The sequence below is a fragment of the Cohaesibacter gelatinilyticus genome (assembly GCF_900215605.1).
GTDB lineage: Bacteria > Pseudomonadota > Alphaproteobacteria > Rhizobiales > Cohaesibacteraceae > Cohaesibacter > Cohaesibacter gelatinilyticus.
This window is the reverse complement of record NZ_OBEL01000001.1, coordinates 649,273-665,548: the sequence shown is the minus strand read 5'-3', so window position 1 is coordinate 665,548 and position 16,276 is coordinate 649,273. Positions and strand designations below refer to the sequence as shown.

At 49.4% G+C, this 16,276-nt stretch carries 14 protein-coding genes; 5 read left to right on the top strand and 9 right to left on the bottom strand.

The features are described from left to right. Positions 1 to 4 precede the first annotated feature (4 nt). On the bottom strand, positions 5 to 670 hold the full coding sequence (gene maiA, locus CRO57_RS02935) for a maleylacetoacetate isomerase (RefSeq protein ID WP_097151895.1): 666 nt from the start codon (positions 668 to 670) through the stop codon (positions 5 to 7). A gap of 325 nt (positions 671 to 995) precedes the next feature. On the opposite strand from maiA, the gene CRO57_RS02930 reads away from it, so the two are divergent. The 3 genes from CRO57_RS02930 (at position 996) to CRO57_RS02920 (ending at position 5,005) form a co-directional block, all read left to right on the top strand. Further along, entirely contained in the window at positions 996 to 2,213 is a 1,218-nt protein-coding gene (locus tag CRO57_RS02930) for a TsoY family (seleno)protein (RefSeq protein WP_097151894.1), read from the top strand. A gap of 592 nt (positions 2,214 to 2,805) precedes the next feature. Then, the gene (locus CRO57_RS02925; RefSeq protein WP_097151893.1) at positions 2,806 to 3,399 is read left to right on the top strand and encodes a transglutaminase-like cysteine peptidase; all 594 of its coding nucleotides are present in this window, start codon (positions 2,806 to 2,808) and stop codon (positions 3,397 to 3,399) included. Between the two features lie 364 nt (positions 3,400 to 3,763). Next, complete coding sequence (locus tag CRO57_RS02920) at positions 3,764 to 5,005, top strand: TIGR03862 family flavoprotein (protein WP_097151892.1); 1,242 nt, start codon at positions 3,764 to 3,766, stop codon at positions 5,003 to 5,005. A 72-nt stretch (positions 5,006 to 5,077) separates the two neighbouring features. Here CRO57_RS02920 and CRO57_RS02915 read toward each other — a convergent pair whose 3' ends face one another. The 7 genes from CRO57_RS02915 to CRO57_RS02885 form a co-directional block, all read right to left on the bottom strand. Next, the gene (locus CRO57_RS02915; protein WP_097151891.1) at positions 5,078 to 6,391 is read right to left on the bottom strand and encodes a TRAP transporter large permease; all 1,314 of its coding nucleotides are present in this window, start codon (positions 6,389 to 6,391) and stop codon (positions 5,078 to 5,080) included. Between the two features lie 6 nt (positions 6,392 to 6,397). Further along, positions 6,398 to 6,916, bottom strand: a complete 519-nt coding sequence (locus CRO57_RS02910) for a TRAP transporter small permease (RefSeq protein WP_097151890.1) — start codon at positions 6,914 to 6,916, stop codon at positions 6,398 to 6,400. A 65-nt stretch (positions 6,917 to 6,981) separates the two neighbouring features. Further along, complete coding sequence (locus CRO57_RS02905) at positions 6,982 to 7,968, bottom strand: TRAP transporter substrate-binding protein (RefSeq protein ID WP_097151889.1); 987 nt, start codon at positions 7,966 to 7,968, stop codon at positions 6,982 to 6,984. Positions 7,969 to 8,008: 40 nt separating this feature from the next. Beyond that, positions 8,009 to 9,256, bottom strand: a complete 1,248-nt coding sequence (locus CRO57_RS02900) for an NAD(P)/FAD-dependent oxidoreductase (RefSeq protein WP_097151888.1) — start codon at positions 9,254 to 9,256, stop codon at positions 8,009 to 8,011. Next, positions 9,253 to 10,389: an enolase C-terminal domain-like protein gene (locus tag CRO57_RS02895; RefSeq protein WP_097151887.1), complete on the bottom strand. Its 1,137-nt coding sequence runs from the start codon at positions 10,387 to 10,389 to the stop codon at positions 9,253 to 9,255. The genes CRO57_RS02900 and CRO57_RS02895 overlap by 4 nt, the downstream gene beginning before the upstream one ends. Positions 10,390 to 11,076: 687 nt before the next feature. Continuing rightward, entirely contained in the window at positions 11,077 to 12,192 is a 1,116-nt protein-coding gene (locus CRO57_RS02890; protein WP_097151886.1) for a GNAT family N-acetyltransferase, read from the bottom strand. Positions 12,193 to 12,412: 220 nt separating this feature from the next. Continuing rightward, complete coding sequence (locus CRO57_RS02885; protein WP_097151885.1) at positions 12,413 to 13,270, bottom strand: D-amino-acid transaminase; 858 nt, start codon at positions 13,268 to 13,270, stop codon at positions 12,413 to 12,415. Positions 13,271 to 13,530: 260 nt separating this feature from the next. Between CRO57_RS02885 and CRO57_RS02880 the strand changes: the two genes are divergently transcribed. Both CRO57_RS02880 and CRO57_RS02875 read left to right on the top strand, forming a co-directional pair. Beyond that, entirely contained in the window at positions 13,531 to 14,418 is an 888-nt protein-coding gene (locus tag CRO57_RS02880; protein ID WP_097151884.1) for a cation diffusion facilitator family transporter, read from the top strand. Positions 14,419 to 14,519: 101 nt separating this feature from the next. Beyond that, entirely contained in the window at positions 14,520 to 15,143 is a 624-nt protein-coding gene (locus CRO57_RS02875) for a LysE family translocator (RefSeq protein WP_097151883.1), read from the top strand. 10 nt (positions 15,144 to 15,153) lie between these two features. Here CRO57_RS02875 and CRO57_RS02870 read toward each other — a convergent pair whose 3' ends face one another. Continuing rightward, a complete protein-coding gene (locus CRO57_RS02870) occupies positions 15,154 to 16,146 on the bottom strand; it encodes a 2-hydroxyacid dehydrogenase (protein WP_097151882.1) in 993 nt (330 codons plus the stop codon). Between the last annotated feature and the right edge of the window lie 130 nt (positions 16,147 to 16,276).

The window sequence follows — 16,276 nt, the reverse complement described above, 5'->3', positions numbered from 1 at the left end:
GGTTTCAGGCTGCATCCGGCTGCTGATCAGGATGTGCCTGCTGAAATGCTGGGAGCTTCGCAGCATTTTGCTCGATTTCAATCAATCTTTCCAAACCGGTCAGATCGCAATTAAAACGACGCGCATTATAGAGTTGAGGAATCAGGCAACAGTCAGCTTGGCTTGGTTCATCACCATAGCAGAAGTCACCAGTCGCGCCGTGCATCTCCAGCATCTTGGCGCTGGCTTGCAGGCCAGTTTCCACCCAATGACGATACCAGTCGAGCTTTTGCTCTTCACTCGCGCCCAACTCCGTTACAAGATATTTCAGGACACGCAAGTTGTTGACCGGGTGGATCTCACAAGCGATAGACTGGCAGAATGCCCGCATCTGTGCTTTTGACGCTGGAGATTGAGGAAGCAGTGGCTTTTCGGGTCGGGTTTCTTCCAAATAATCCAGAATAGCCAATGATTGACTGAGCATCAGGCCATCAATTTCCAAAGTTGGAACCAGAGCTTGCGGATTCCGCGCCAGATGATCTGGCTGCAGTTGCTCTCCGCCCTGCTTGAGCATATGCACCGTTCTATGCTCATGTGCCAAACCTTTCAGATTCAGGGCAATACGCAGACGATAGGCTGCAGAAGAGCGAAAATATCCATACAAAATTGGTAGCTTGGATGCAGATGCCATTTTAGTTTCCTTAGCAACTAAATTTATGCCAGATTGCCCTTTTGGCCGCAAGATTGCAAGGGCTGGACCGTAAATGCCGGAAAATATAGCCGAAATAACTAATATTTCAGGGTAATTTCTACAGATCATACAATCAGATATCCAAGCGACTCATTAGTTACGGTAGAAATCTTTTTCCGATTCCATCATTTTAATCCTTTGTCATACCTCACATCTATCGATGCGCCATTTTGTCCTATATGGGTTTTAGAATTTATTTTGATATTTTCGAATATTAGTATATTCTAATTTACATATAGATTTACACTTAATCCAGGATTATGCCATGGTCTTTCGCCGCAATCTAAAAGAGGGCTACAGCCCATTGCTCTTTCTTGCTTCATTGGGCTCAGGCGGTGCAATCGTCTCAATGTTCATGTTTCTGATGTTCTGGGTCCCTCACAGAGGTCGCCCTCTTGCTACTTTTGCTGATTGGATGGCTGCCTTCAACGGACCGGAAGTCGGATACAAGGTCATGGTCCCGATCGTTTTGATCGGCATCGCTTTCTTTACTTACCTGCATATCAGGACTCTGATCTGGAATATTTCAGAATTCAGAAAGTTCAAGGCTAGTAAAGCCTATGAAGGCTTCTTGAAATCCAATAATGGCATCCAATTGATGGCGTTACCGCTGACATTTGCCATGAGCCTGAATGCCAGCTTCATCGTCGGTGCCGTTTTCGTTCCCCGCCTCTGGGATTTGTCCGAATTTCTATTCCCTGCGGCCATTGTCGGCTTCTTGGTGATTGGTTATTTCGCTCTGAAGATCTTCACCGGCTTCATGGTCAATGCCTTGGTGCATGGACATTTCGATTGCGAAAAAAATAATTCTCTGGCTCAGATGCTATCCGTTTTCTCGCTCTCCATGGTTGGTGTCGGTCTTTCTGCCCCGGCGGCCATGAGCCACGTGAAGGTGACCGCAGCCATCGGCTTCATCGGCGCAGTCTTCTTCCTGACCGCTGCCATTGTGTTTGGGCTGATCAAACTGATCCTTGGTTTCCGATCCATGATGAATAACGGCGTCAATCAAGAAACCACCCCAACGCTCTGGATCATCATTCCCATTCTAACCGTGATAGGTATTGGCCTGTTCCGTTTGACCATGGGTCTGGATCATAATTTTGGTGCCCCTCATACTGCTGGTGGTATTTTTGCCCTGCTAACGACCTTGCTGGCGCTGCAATTGATCTTTGGTCTGCTTGGCTATGCCATCATGAAACAGGTTGGCTATTTCGAAACCTTTGTAACAGGCAGTGGCAAATCCCCCGGTTCATTGGCTCTTGTCTGCCCTGGTATCGCTCTGGTGGTCATGGCCAATTTCTTCATCAACTGGGGGCTGGTTGGTATTGGTCTGGTCGAGAAATTCTCAATCACCTATTTTATCCTTTACCTGCCTGTCGTCTATTTGCAGATCAAAACCTATCTGGTTTTGTTGCGCCTTACAGATAAATTGCTTGGCAATAGTGGCTCCACCACCCCGGCTACGGCCGCCCCTGCGGAGTAATCTGTGAGACATTTGCAGATTGATATGTTGGCCGACGGCTCAAGCTGTCGGCTAATTTGCTTCCTATCTCTTGAAGTCTTAACGGATAGCTCCAAACACTTAGCCAGTGCCAATGTTTACAACCGCATATTTGCCGGTTTTTACGTCATATCTGAACAAAATCGCTCTCGTTCGGGCCATTTCCTAACAATTCGTAAATGGTGATCACGGATGCTCGTGGATTGGATGCAAAAGCTGTTAACCTTGCTTCTCGTTGGCACACAACAAATCTAACTAATTTGCCAAAACTTTGGAGCACGCACAGGGCGTATCAGCCTTAACAAATTCCTTTTGCAATCGCCTCACACAACCAAAAAATGCATAAATTCAATTGGCTAGCTTTTCCTGAATATCAAGCACAATATTTGTTTGGAACCTCGCATATCTCAGGGTAAACAAGCCATAAATCGATAGACCAAAAACGGCGATATTCCAGAACGCATCCTTTAAAAGAGGAGCGTAGCTTTCCCTTCAAGCAAATTGAAGGGGACTGAGTTTGTTCACTACTGGATCTCATAAATCATCTTGTAAAAAGAACCTGAGCCGTCGGTTGATGGGTAGCCTGGCTTTGGCAGCAATGGGGCTGTTGCCAATGGAAGCCATGGCTTTTGGTGCGGCTGGTTCCAGCATGAGGGTTTTGGAGCAAACCAGCTCGCCGGCGGGACATATCTACTATTGTTCCAATCAGCCCGAGGCTTGCCTTCGCTATGGCAAAGGTATCGTGAAGCTCACTCCAGCCACCTGGCAAACACTGGTGACCATAAATGCTCATGTGAACCAACAGATAAAACCGGTTGATGACGGCCCGATAGACAATTGGCAACCTTATGTTACGCAAGGCGATTGCGAAGATTATGCGCTGACCAAACAGCGAGAGTTGTTACGAGCAGGTTGGCCATCTGACTCACTGCTCATCACTACGGCTTACTTGCCTGACGGCGTCTACCACGCAGTCCTGGTGGTGCGAACTGATCGGGGCGAATTCATTCTCGACAATCTCAATCCATCCATTCTGCCTTGGCAACAAGTGAGTTATCGCTGGAACAAACGTCAGGCGGTCGGCAATCCTCAAGTCTGGTTACGCATTGCCGGAGCACCGAAAAGCAAGTCCGGCGGACCAGTTGCCGGTCTTCGCGGGTTAAACTAATTTTGAATTTCTCGTCAGACTGGTCGTCCTGTCCGATGAAATCCCCTTCCTCCCGAGGGTGAGAATGCCATGTTGCATTCAGGGAGACGAATACATCCTGAGCTAGGACGCTCATCACACTGACTGTCCTCCTTGACCATGAAGAGTATCCCTCTTCATGGTCTTTTTTTGCGCTTTTTTCGATGTCCGGCGTGATGCCCTCTTTCTCTTTGCAACAAAGCAGCCTATGAGAAGGCTCCCTCGATTAAAGCCTTTCTGGTAATCGTTGAATTACCGGCAAGACTTTACATCTTTGTTTCAAGCGAGTTCTTGTCCGAAAAGTACTGCAACTTTTTGGGAACGCGCTCTAAGAAAGCCTGAGCCAATGACAGATAAATCCGCAAAAACAATCGCAATCATTGGTGCAGGTGCCGCTGGATTGATCGCAGCTGATCATCTCACAGAGCTGGCGCAAGATCAGGAGCAGAACTGGCAGATCACCCTTTATGACGCTATGCCAAGCCCGGCCCGTAAAATCCTGATGGCAGGCAAGAGTGGCCTGAACCTGACCCATGCCCAGCCGATTGATGATTTTATTGCTGCCTATGGTGATTATGCGGACTGGATGGAACCGATGATCCGCGAATTCGGTCCACGCGAGGTTCGCTCCTGGAGCTATGCCATGGGGCAGTCCACCTTTGAAGGATCATCCGGGCGCGTATTCCCAGAGAGCATGAAGGCGTCTCCGCTGCTTCGCAGCCATTTCAAGCATCTGGAAAGCCGCGGTGTGAAGATGGTTACCCGTCACCGCTGGATTGGTTGGAGCGATGACGGCGCGCTTTTGTTCGACACACCAGACGGACAAGCAACCGTTGAAGCTGATGCAGTATTGCTGGCCCTTGGTGGACCAAGCTGGCCACGTCTTGGGACCGATGGAAAATTTCTCTCAATTCTTGAAGAAAAAGACATTGCCTGCAAACCTTATCGCCCTGCCAATTGTGGCTTTGAGGTGGATTGGTCAGAGCAGTTCGCGCAACAGTGGGCAGGCGAGCCAGTCAAATCTGTAACCCTCAAATTCGGTCCCTACAGCATACAAGGTGATTTCGTCATCACTCACTATGGTATTGAAGGCAGCGCTGTTTACGGCCTCTCTGCGCCTTTGAGGGATGCCATTGCCGAATGCGGTCCAATTGAGCTGCAAGTTGATTTGCGCTCCCATCATGATCTTGCAGAAGTGGAGCGTCGTCTGAACCAACCGCGCGGCAAGCAGAGCTTTGCCAATCACATTCGCAAGCGCATTCATCTCAAGGGTGTTCAGGCTGCCCTTCTAAAAGAATGTACAGAGCGGGATGTGATGAGTGATATGGGCAAACTTGCCAAAGCGGTCAAAGGCTTGCCTATCACGGCAATCGGTCCACGCCCGATTGAAGAAGCCATCAGCACCGCTGGCGGCGTATGCTTGTCCGAGATGGATGATGAATTGATGGTCAAGCGCCAGCCAGGTCTATTCATCGCTGGGGAAATGCTCGACTGGGAAGCTCCAACTGGTGGTTATCTGCTCACGGGCTGCATGTCTCAAGGTTATCAAGCAGCGACTGGCATCGGGCGTTATTTGAATTCCATTTGAACTTGAGTAGATTGTTGGAATCAAAAAGGGAGCCATTTGGCTCCCTTTCGATTTTCAATTTGGCCAGCTTCGCTAACCACCGGGGGTGGCGCGCATATTCTCTGGCAGATAGGTCACCAGTTCCGGGAAGAAGATCAGGATGAAGACCATCACGACCATGATCAGGAACATTGGCAGTGCCGTTTTGGCAATATAGCCCATGCCGTGATTGGTCATGCCTTGCATCACGAACAGGTTGAAGCCAATTGGCGGGGTGATCTGGGCCATTTCCACGACAACCACGATGAAGATACCAAACCAGATGATATCGATACCAGCCTGGCGTATCATTGGTTCCACGATGGCCATGGTCAGAACGACCGAGGAAATACCATCGAGGAAACAACCAAGGATGATGTAGAAAACCATCAATGCCATCAACAGGGCGAATGGTGACAGACCCAATGTATCAATCCATGTTGCCAATGCACGCGGAAGGCCAGTGAAGCCCATTGCCAGCGATAGAGCTGCCGCACCGGCCAGAATGAACATGATCATGGCAGAGGTTCGGGTTGCACCGATCAGACTATCCAGAAAAGTGGATAAGGAAAGCGAACTCTGCAAGGCCGCCAGAATGAGCGAACCGATCACACCAAAGGCTGCAGCCTCGGTTGCCGTGGCAATCCCCAGATACATGGAACCGATCACAACCGAAATCAGAACGATCACAGGCAACAAGAAGCGAGATTCCCAAAGCTTCTGACCAAAGGTCAATTTTTCTGAAATATCCGGCACTTCTTCTGGTTTTGTAAAGGACCACCATGCCACATAGCCCATGAAGAGCAATGCCAAGGTCAGACCAGGGAAAACCCCTGCCAGGAAGAGCTTGGAAATGGATTCATTGACGGTCACACCATAAACGATCAGCGTCAAGGACGGCGGAATCATCAGCCCCAACGTTGCCGCACCAGTCAATGTGCCGATGATCATGCGTTCTGGATAGCCGCGCTTGCGCAACTCAGGGATCGACATCTTGCCGACTGTGGTCAGAGTGGCTGCTGAAGAGCCTGATACAGCAGCAAAGATAGTGCAACCCACAATGTTTGTATGAACCAAGCCACCCGGCAAACGAGACATCCATGGTGCCAGACCACGGAACATATCTTCCGATAATCGCGTTCGATAGAGGATTTCGCCCATCCAGATGAAGAGCGGAAGCGCCGTCAATGTCCAACTGGATGTACCCGACCAGATGACGGTCGTCATCGCATCACCCGCTGGACGTGTTGTAAACAGTTCCAGACCAACGAATGCCACGCCGAAGAGAGCAAGACCCACCCAGACGCCAGTTCCCAACATCAGGAACAGAACGAAGAGGAATATAGCTGTAAGGTAAAATTCTTCCATTTGTTCCTACTCCGCGTGACTTTCCAGCGCATCTGAATCAATGCCATGTTCGCCGGTGAAGATCAGCTGCACCAGATGATCAAGCATCGCAATTGCCAGCAAAACCGCACCAACGGCCATGGACAATTGTGGTATCCAAAGCGGTGTAGCATCCTGCCCCTGACTGATGTCATTGAGTTTTTGTGACCAATAGACTGCCTTGATGGCATAATAGGAAAAATAGATGGCCAGACCGCTGCCGATGGCAAAGCACCAGATCTCCAGCCATTTGCGTTTATCACCCAGTGCCTGCAGCAGAAGCCCCACACGAATGTGAGCGCCTTTATTCAGCGCATAGGCAAAGGCAAGAAAAGCCGAAGATGCCATGAAGTAGCCGGCATATTCGGGAATACCTGGAGCGACTTCCCCACTCCAACGAGCAACCATTTGCAGGACGACAAGTATGAGGATAATAACGAGGCTGAGCGCCCCCAAAATTCCCCCGGCAAGGTACAGCCCGTCCAGCAGCTTGCGAATAGCCGCCATAATGTCACCTCCCTAAAGATATGAGACACTCCGTCCCTGACGGGACGGAGTGCATTTTATTTTACTTATTGAGAAGCTTTGAAAGCGTCTACGATGGCTTTGCCGGTTGGCCCAGCTTTTTCCAGCCATTCAGCAGTCATTTTCTTACCGATTTCCTGCAATTCACCTTTCAGGGCATCGCCAGCTTTACCAACAGTCATGCCGTTTTTGGCCAGCTGGCCAATGGTGAACTCGGTGTATTGGACAGAGCGCCAATATCCTGCATATTCAGCAATGGAAGCACAGCCATTGATGACATTTTTCACACCGTCAGACAGACCACCCCAAGAGTCCTTGTTCACGAAAACATAGTTACGTGGCAGCCAGGCATCCACTTCATAGAAGTGAGTGAGGCTTTCCCAAACCTTACGGTCATAGCCAGTGGAACCGGAAGATACCATGGATTCTGCAACGCCCGTTGCGAAGGCCTGTGAGATTTCCGCCGCTTCGATCTGAACTGGCAACATACCGGTCAGCTCGGCCAAACGGCCAGTTGCAGTATTGTAAGAGCGGAACTTGATACCCTTCATGTCAGCAACAGAGTTGACTTCTTTCTTGAAGTACAATCCCTGTGGTGGCCATGGCACGGAATACAACAGAACGAGGTTCTGGCTGTCCAACAGCTTGTCAAATTCTGGTTTTGCTGCTTTCCAGAGTTTGACTGAATCTTCGAAGGAAGTCGCAAGGAATGGAATGGAATCAATTCCGAACAAAGCATTCTCATTCTGGTGAGCAGAAAGAATACGCTCGCCGATCTGAGCCTGACCTGTCTGAACTGCACGCTTGATTTCGTTGCCCTTGAACAGGGAACCGCCTGGATGGGTGACGATTTCCAATTCACCACCGGTACCTTTGGTGACGCATTTTGCGAACTCAGCGCCAGTCACGGAATGGAAGTTGGAACCGGAATAGCCCATTGGCATATCCCATTTGTCGGCTGCAACTGCGCCACTAACGCTCAACAAGGCTGCTGCGGTCAGAGCGGTTGTCAGCTTCAAGGTTTTTGCTTTCATTTTCAGTCTCCCTCTGGATTGAAGCAAGATTAACTCCTCCTCAGCCGAAACGCTGAGGCGAGTAAGGTGAAAGGTTGTTATTGGATAGATTACCGGAAATCATATCAGCTACCATTCGGCCAGTTTTTGGACCGCCTGTCAAACCGATATGATGGTGACCAAAGGCTGCATAGACCCCGGTTGCACCAACCTCACCGATCAACGGCAGGCTGTCACTTGGGGCAGGACGATGTCCCAGCCATTCTTCCTCTGACTCTGCGATCAGATTGGGGAAGCTTTCCTTGACTTTCTTACGCATCAAGGCAAGCGGAGCACTGGAGGCCTCTGCCTCCAGTCCGCCAAATTCAACAATACCGGCACAGCGCAAACCCTGCGCCATTGGCGTGGCGACGAACTTTCCAGCCGCCACCATAATCGGGCTCTTGGGACCGTTTTCCGGATTCTTATATACGATGTGATAGCCGCGCTCGGATTCAATCGGAACGTTGATGCCCAGTTTTTTCATCAATGGCTTGGACCAAACGCCCGTTGCCAGGACGGCCTGGTCGCATTCGAAGCGACCCCGGTCCGTCTCTACGGCCGAGATTTCACCGCCAGACAGGTCGAAGTCACGCACTTCGGCCTGAACGAAAGTACCACCCATCTCGACCAGCAGTTTGCTCAGATCCGCAACATAACCACCAGGCTCGTGAATAAAACCATGATCACTTTTGAAGCTCGCCAGCAGATTGACATCGGACGCCAGAGCTGGCTCAAACTCATGCACTTCGGCGCCTTCGATCAATTCTGGTACGAAGCCATGATCCTTACGCAAATCCCATACATAGGCATCAGCATCAAAAGCTGCGCGATCAGCATAAGCGAAGCTGTAAGCACTTGGTTGGACCCATTTTGCGGTATCTGTACCATCGGTCAAAGCTTTGTGCTGTTCCAGACTGTCGCTAACAATCGGGGCAAGGCCAGCCGCAATACGACGGGTATCCTTGTCATTGGCATGGCTCAAATAACGGGCCAGCCAAGGCAACAGTTTGGGAAGATAAGGCCAACGCATGAAAAGCGGGAAGTTCGGATCCAGCATCAACTTCGGACCTTTGAGAATAAGGCCCGGGCCAGTCACGGGTATCATGGAACAGGAGGCCAAAACGCAGGCATTGCCATATGAGGTTCCCTGCCCCGGTTCACCCCTGTCGATCAAGATCACGTCATGGCCAGCACGCTTCAGCCAGATTGCACTGGATACACCGACAATACCGGCTCCGACAACAACAACTTTCTTGGTGGCAGTCATGCTTTTGATCCGTTGCTATGGGTGAGTGTATATTTGGTCAGTTTGTCAGGATCTGGCAGCACTCCCAGACCCGCATCTTGCGGCACAATGACTTGACCATCCTTCACTTCAAATGGCGTTTGTAGAATATCTTCCACCAGAAAATAACTAGCCTGATAGAATTCACAACCAAGCGTGATTTCCGGCGTTGAGGCGATCATGTGTGTCCCGGCCAAATGTGCCAGACCTGCCTCGAACATATCACCGCCATAAGCCGACAGGCCAACGGATTGAGCCATTCGTGCTACGGTTTGGGCACGGGTCAAACCACCAGTTTTCATGATCTTGATGGAAACGCCATCACACAATCCCATGGCAATGGCCGTTTGCATATCTTCCGGGCCGAAAACACTCTCATCAGCCAGAAGCGGAATATCGATGCTATCGCGAATGCGAGCCATCAGGCTGCGCAGGTGCGCTTTGACTGGTTGTTCGATAAAATCTGGATCGAAAGTTGCGACTTCCTGAACGCAACGAATTGCATTGTCGTGGTGCAGGCCCTGATTATAATCGACGCGGATCTTGAATTCAGGATAATTCTTGCGCAGCTCTTCCAGACGCATCATGTCATAGGCATGACCCTTGAAGCCTGTTTTCAGTTTGATGATGCGCACACCATCTTCCCGCAGACGCTCCATCAATTTCAGATCCGCTTCCCAATCCGGGTCTGCGATGGAACATGAAAGTGGAATCGTATCGCGACATTTGCCACCCAAAAGAGCCCAGACAGGTAGGCCGGAAATACGGCCCTGCAAATCAAGAAGAGCTGTTTCCAGTGCTGCTTTTGCCTCAGTACAATGTGCTACTGCGTAAGCTGCATCTGCCATGATGGCGGCGCGATCTCCGATAGAGCGACCAACGACCAGAGGGCGAATATAGCGATCAAGAGCGGCGAAGCTGGCTTCGGCTGATCCGGTAAAGACGGACCAGCTGGACCCTTCGCCATAACCTGTCTGGCCGCCTTCTGCGGTCAAACCGACCACAACAATATCTACGACGTGCTCTACCGAACCGATACCGTGATCTCTACGCGCATTGACGGGCAATTGAAGGTGCCACACGTCCATAGCCGTGATCTTCTGATCGACAGACATATCTTCTCCCTTATCTGATCGAGGCTTTTAGCCTTCTCTCCTGTTCTGGCGTCATGCTCAAATGCATTGGTCAGAATGGGCGATCTTACAATCAGTCAATGCTGATAATTTATCAACATTTTGCCGATATTTTGTTATTTTGTAAACCGTTGATCTGAAAAAATTGGTTTCTGCACCTGTACAACTGAATAAGTCATGTAATTTCCTCTGCCGGGTCACGCCAAATGCAGGAGAGTAAATGTGGCAGAAAACCAAGCCTTCCATCTCGTATACCAAATCGTATACAATACCGTCGGCAATTTCAATCACCAGATTTTATAGTTGGACAAACAAAGATCGATTTTGCAGAGATCGGGGGCTATATTCTGTGCAGTTCGGGCTAAATCTCGCAATGAGAAAAGGTACAGTCGCTACACAATTCCGATGTTATGCCGGATTTCTAAATCATTCCGTCAAATTCACGGATTTATTTGGCATTATGACGATTTAGTTGGAAAATACTATCGAAACACAGCTGGGCACTGATGCAATGCAGCCTATGAGGCGGCATCGATCACATCATGTCTTCACCATTCAACAGGAACGTCTGGATGCCTATCATGATGAATGTCAGATTGAGATCAGACAATCTAATTTGCTGGATTCGCGAAATTAATAAGATCAACCGGGATTGCCGATCTTGTGCCTCTAGACCTTCCCGATCAGCCGGCGCACCTGATGGTTCAGTTGCGGATAGGATTTGAGACCAATTCTCAGTTTTCGACGGGCTCTAAGAAATGATGTTCCGGCCACACCTATCGGAGATAGAGACAACTCCAACTCCATAAGCTCTGTTACATCACCACCAAACTTGGATTTATAGGCGGAGCCACCGACGCCCATATCGCAATAGTTACAGCCGCTCTCGGCCGCCCACTGCAATTGACGTGTTGCTACACAGATACCAGGGCTGTAACGCCGCGTGGTGTGATCACCAATTGACAGGATAAGACCGTTGAATATGTTGTTTACGACAATACCAAGCGAGACGGCAACGAAACTGTCAGCTTGCTTCAGGCCATAGCCAACAACAGCCGCCCCATCACCCGAGCTATCAATCAAAGCCCGATAGAATGCATTGATTTCCGGGTTCTCAAGAATGTTCTCGATCTTGAGTTCTTCACACCGATCGGCTCTTTGCTTGATCGCGCAATCCAGCAACTCGCGCAAATCCTCAGGACGTTCGGCGATCACTTCTTCCAAACCACCATCCTGATCAAGCTTTCGCAACTTGTAGCGCACTTCACGCAATACCTTGGATGGTAATTCGGTCATACCAGGCTGGAGCCGCATGGTGCTAACCCCCATCAACTCGGCCTCCGACAAGCGCGACAAAGGATTTGCAAGCGTCTCGATATGAGTAGGCATCTTCTTGATGGACAGAACATCATTGGCTGGCAAGGCAGCCAACACCTGTTTCCAGATCGCATGAATATCCACATGCTCCCAATCGTCACGACGCCTGAGGATCGGTGCACAATAATCACACAGATCAAAGTCGGCCTGTGTAACGACGCGTTGACCGTGTCGACGTAAACGGACGAATGGAATCAACATGAACGGAGTTTCCTGCCCTTGCTCAAACACCATAACAATACAGGGCTGGGCGTCATTGGCCGGTGCAACAATTTCCAGTAATGGCTTCATATACCAGCTGGATTGGAACACTGTGTGATAAGCATCCTGTTCCAACCTCTGCCACAATGGCCAAAGGCTCTCGTCATCCAAAGACTGAATACATTTTACTTGAATTGACAGCTTCATCTTCGCCCTTTTTGCCAATCTTTCACCTCAGATCGACTACTCCACGCACGAGACTATAGGCAGACTTGCTATTAAATGTGTTAAAACCCATGGTAAATAGCAATATTGTAAAACAATCAGATTGTTTTTTCTTGTTTAGGTTAACATTTACAGAAGAAGCCCCACCCTTCAGAGCAGGCGGGGCTATTGCTGATAAAGGCGCAAACTTGAGGAAGCTTTTTCAAGACAAGTTTTGTCGCGCAAAATCAATATATATTTCGCGCAGGCGGATTGTCATTGGCCCTGGCGTTCCATTCCCCAGCTGTTGACCGTCTATGTTGACCACTCCTGTTACAAAGGTGGAGGCTGAGGTCACAAAAGCTTCCTTGGCGAGTTTGGCTTCTTCCGGGGTAAAATCCCGCTCTTCGATGGTCAAGCCCTCTTCCTTGGCAAGGGCAAGAACAGCTTTGCGGGTGATACCATGCAGGATCTTGTTTGAACGAGCCTTGGTTACCAATACATCGTCCTGCGTGATGATATAGGCATTGTTGGAAGTTCCTTCGGTGACCTTACCATCTTCGACCATCCAGGCATCATCTGCCCCTTCACCCTGAGCGGCAACTTTGGCCATTGAGGCTGGCAAGAGGCCTACGGTCTTGATGTCACGCCGTTGCCAGCGAATATCCGGTTGGAACGAAATGCGCATCCCTCGTTTGGCAAGAGCAGATTCTACGACCGGCTTTTCCTGGGTGAACATGATCAATGAAGATCGTGTACTTTCATCTGGGTAGACAAAATCACGATCCGCAGCGCCGCGCGTTACCTGAAGATAGAGTCCACCTTCCTGAATGGGATTGCGTTTCAACATTTCCTGCTGAATGACTTCAATCTCTTCCATGCTGCATGGTGGGGTCATCCCCAGCTCGTACATCGACCGGCCAAGACGTTCCAGATGAGCCGGATTATCGACCATCTTTCCATCCAGAATGGTGGAAACCTCATAGACCCCATCGGCAAACAGAAAACCACGATCAAAAATGGAGATTTTGGCTTCTTCTTCGGGCAGAAATTCACCATTCACGTAAACCACACGAGACATGACTTTGCCTTTCCTTGGGATACTCGTTATGCAGACAATGTTGTTTTGCGAGGGTAGAGCTGGAAGTAAAACTGAGGATAGCGCAGGGAATTCAGAAGGAACAGGCCGTTAAACACCCAGTCCCCAGATCCTTTGCGATAGTGTTACGAAACTGTCCAGATAAAAGCAATCTTTTGCCAATCGATATGCTGGGCTTTTCTACTCAGATATGTCATGAGAGACACTGAGCGCATCTGATCCAGAACAAGAAGGAAGAAAGAATGTCTGTCGCCATGCGTCTGGCTCTGGGTTCCATATTGGTAGCCACGCTTGTTCTGATATTGAAATATTATGCCTATCTGGCAACTGGCAGTATCGCCTTCTTCTCCGACGCTCTGGAAACCATGGTCAATCTGGTGGCGTCAAGTGCAGTACTCGCAGCGATCTGGCTCAGTCAGAAACCGGCCGATCACAATCATCCATATGGTCATCACAAGGCAGAATATCTCTCTGCTGTTTTGGAAGGTGTATTGATTGTATTGGCAGCGATTGCCATTTTCAAGGAAGCCTATGACGCCTTGCTCAACCCGATACCCATGACAATGCCAGCCTCAGGTCTCATGCTGAATGCAGGAGCAGGCGTGATCAACGGCCTATGGGCGATGGTTTTGATTCGCAAGGGAAGAAAACTCAAGAGCCCCGCGCTCGTGGGAGATGGCAAGCATTTACTCGCAGATGTTCTGACAACAGTAGGGGTATTGGCGGGCGTTGCACTTGCCTATCTGACAGGTATCAGTGAACTCGATCCGATCGTCGCAATCATTGTAGCATTGCACATTCTTTATACCGGGTGGGAGCTTATTCGCAGTTCGGTATCGGGACTGATGGACGAAGCAATTCCCGATGAAGAATTGCACATGATCCGTCAAATCATCTCGTTGCATGCAGATGGAGCTATAGAAGCCCATGATCTTCGTACGCGTCATGCAGGAAAATTGACATTTCTGGATTTTCATTTGGTTGTACCGGGCACAATGAGCGTTCACAATGCGCACGATATTTGTGATCGGATCGAACATGCCTTGAAAGATCACAATCCAGGCATGGCGGTAACCATACATGTGGAACCAGAAAGCAAGGCGGAACATCAAGGCATCATCGTTCTTTGATGATGCCCAGCCATACCTTATCTCAAGATGTATGCTTGAACCTTTCCCCACAAGCAGCTTTTATAGAGTGAACCCATCCTTCAATGAAGGGAGCTGATTGAATGGACTTTGCGTTAACTCTTGCTTTCTTGACAACCACATTGTTGTTCGTTGCCGCGCCTGGCCCGTCTGTTGCCTTTGCAACAGCCCAGGCTCTTCGACATGGCACCCGTGGTGTTTGCGTTACTGTTGCTGGCGATGCTTTGGGCACTGTCGTTCACATTGCAATTGCAGCAAGCAGTCTGTCGGTACTTATGAATCTATCTGCACTTGTCTTACCCTTGTTGCAGATAGCAGGAGGCCTTTTCATTCTCCATTTGGCATATAGGTCTCTTCAATCTGCACGAAAAGGCTTCACTGGCTCGACAAGCACATCAGACAAAGCAACATTCTGGGCAGGCTTCTTTGCTTGCGTTGCAAACCCCAAAGCTATTGTTTTCTTTGTTGCTCTGTTTCCGGCCTTTATCTCGCCAGAACACAGCATATTGCTGCAAAGCATAATTTATGGAGCGATCTTTCTCGTTCTGGATGCAATATCGATATTGGCCTATGCCTTGCTGACCATGCATACCTTGAAGCGTACGGCCTCAAGATGGCTCAGCGCTGATGTGCTCAGCTCACTGGGCCTGTTCGGTGTGGGAATTGCCATGATCATCAAAGGCTATAAGGCCGTTCCGCAGAATTAAGGGTGATTGATCAGTTCACCTGATTGGGTGGTTTTTTACCAGAAAAGAAAATCACCATATTCTCTGCAGCCTTCATACCCATATCGGTTCTGGTCTCCAATGTTCCACTGCCGATATGTGGAAGAAGGGAGACATTGTCCAGTTTCTTCAACGCTTTTGGAACTTTTGGTTCTTCCTCGAACACATCCAGCCCAGCACCTGCGATCGTGCCGGTTTGCAGGGCAGCGATAAGCGCTGCTTCATCCACGACCTCTCCTCGTGCAGTATTGATCAGGTGAGCCGTAGGTTTCATCATAGAAAGGCGCTGCGCATTGATCAAATGGCGGTTGGCAGCACCGCCTGGACAATGAAGTGAAACAAAATCTGCCTCACGCAGGACGTCATCTACACTATCGAGTTGGATTGCGCCGTAAGCTTTGGCCTCATTCACTTCCATGCGCGAGCGATTATAGAAGACAACAGGCATGTCGAAACCAAAATGGCAGCGCTTGGCCATAGCTTTGCCGATACGGCCCATGCCAATGATTCCCAGAGTCTTACCGGCGACTTTGGTTCCCAGATTGAAGGTCGGGGAGAAACCACTCCAATCCCCATCTCGCAGATATCCTTCGCTAAAACTGGCGCGTCGAGCTGTCATGAGCAGCAATGTCATGGCGATATCAGCTGTACAATCTGTTAGCACACCTGGTGTATTGGTCAAGGCAATGCCTGCTTTTGCCGCAGCTTCGGCATCCACATTGTCGTATCCCACGGCAAAGTTTGCGATAATTTTGCATCTGATAGCTGGCTCAGTCAGCATTTGCGCATCGAATCTGTCAGCAGCAGTGGGCAGAATTCCATCATAGTCATGGAGGGCTTTTTGCAATTGCTCCGGTTTGAGCGGTTGATCTCTTGCATTCAGGGTCACATTAAAATTTGATGTCAAATAATCTTCCACCGCCTGCGGCAGCTTTCTGGTCACCAGAATTTTAGGCAAACCCTCTTCCAGACCTTGCTCAACCATCGTCTCCCCCGGTAAAATACTTATGCTTTTCAGCTTGTTATAAGGCGATTTTTCTAGGCAATCTTACATATTCATTTTTGTATTGCGAGGGGAAAAGAGTCTCGCAAGTCGGGAAAATTCAATCACATTG

What these genes read in the sequence shown, in the direction of transcription:
- maiA (WP_097151895.1), bottom strand. Translation starts at nt 670, where the DNA reads ATGGCATCTGCATCCAAGCTACCAATTTTGTATGGATATTTTCGCTCT.
- CRO57_RS02930 (WP_097151894.1), top strand. Translation starts at nt 996, where the DNA reads ATGGTCTTTCGCCGCAATCTAAAAGAGGGCTACAGCCCATTGCTCTTT.
- CRO57_RS02925 (WP_097151893.1), top strand. Translation starts at nt 2,806, where the DNA reads ATGGGTAGCCTGGCTTTGGCAGCAATGGGGCTGTTGCCAATGGAAGCC.
- CRO57_RS02920 (WP_097151892.1), top strand. Translation starts at nt 3,764, where the DNA reads ATGACAGATAAATCCGCAAAAACAATCGCAATCATTGGTGCAGGTGCC.
- CRO57_RS02915 (WP_097151891.1), bottom strand. Translation starts at nt 6,391, where the DNA reads ATGGAAGAATTTTACCTTACAGCTATATTCCTCTTCGTTCTGTTCCTG.
- CRO57_RS02910 (WP_097151890.1), bottom strand. Translation starts at nt 6,916, where the DNA reads ATGGCGGCTATTCGCAAGCTGCTGGACGGGCTGTACCTTGCCGGGGGA.
- CRO57_RS02905 (WP_097151889.1), bottom strand. Translation starts at nt 7,968, where the DNA reads ATGAAAGCAAAAACCTTGAAGCTGACAACCGCTCTGACCGCAGCAGCC.
- CRO57_RS02900 (WP_097151888.1), bottom strand. Translation starts at nt 9,256, where the DNA reads ATGACTGCCACCAAGAAAGTTGTTGTTGTCGGAGCCGGTATTGTCGGT.
- CRO57_RS02895 (WP_097151887.1), bottom strand. Translation starts at nt 10,389, where the DNA reads ATGTCTGTCGATCAGAAGATCACGGCTATGGACGTGTGGCACCTTCAA.
- CRO57_RS02890 (WP_097151886.1), bottom strand. Translation starts at nt 12,192, where the DNA reads ATGAAGCTGTCAATTCAAGTAAAATGTATTCAGTCTTTGGATGACGAG.
- CRO57_RS02885 (WP_097151885.1), bottom strand. Translation starts at nt 13,270, where the DNA reads ATGTCTCGTGTGGTTTACGTGAATGGTGAATTTCTGCCCGAAGAAGAA.
- CRO57_RS02880 (WP_097151884.1), top strand. Translation starts at nt 13,531, where the DNA reads ATGTCTGTCGCCATGCGTCTGGCTCTGGGTTCCATATTGGTAGCCACG.
- CRO57_RS02875 (WP_097151883.1), top strand. Translation starts at nt 14,520, where the DNA reads ATGGACTTTGCGTTAACTCTTGCTTTCTTGACAACCACATTGTTGTTC.
- CRO57_RS02870 (WP_097151882.1), bottom strand. Translation starts at nt 16,146, where the DNA reads ATGGTTGAGCAAGGTCTGGAAGAGGGTTTGCCTAAAATTCTGGTGACC.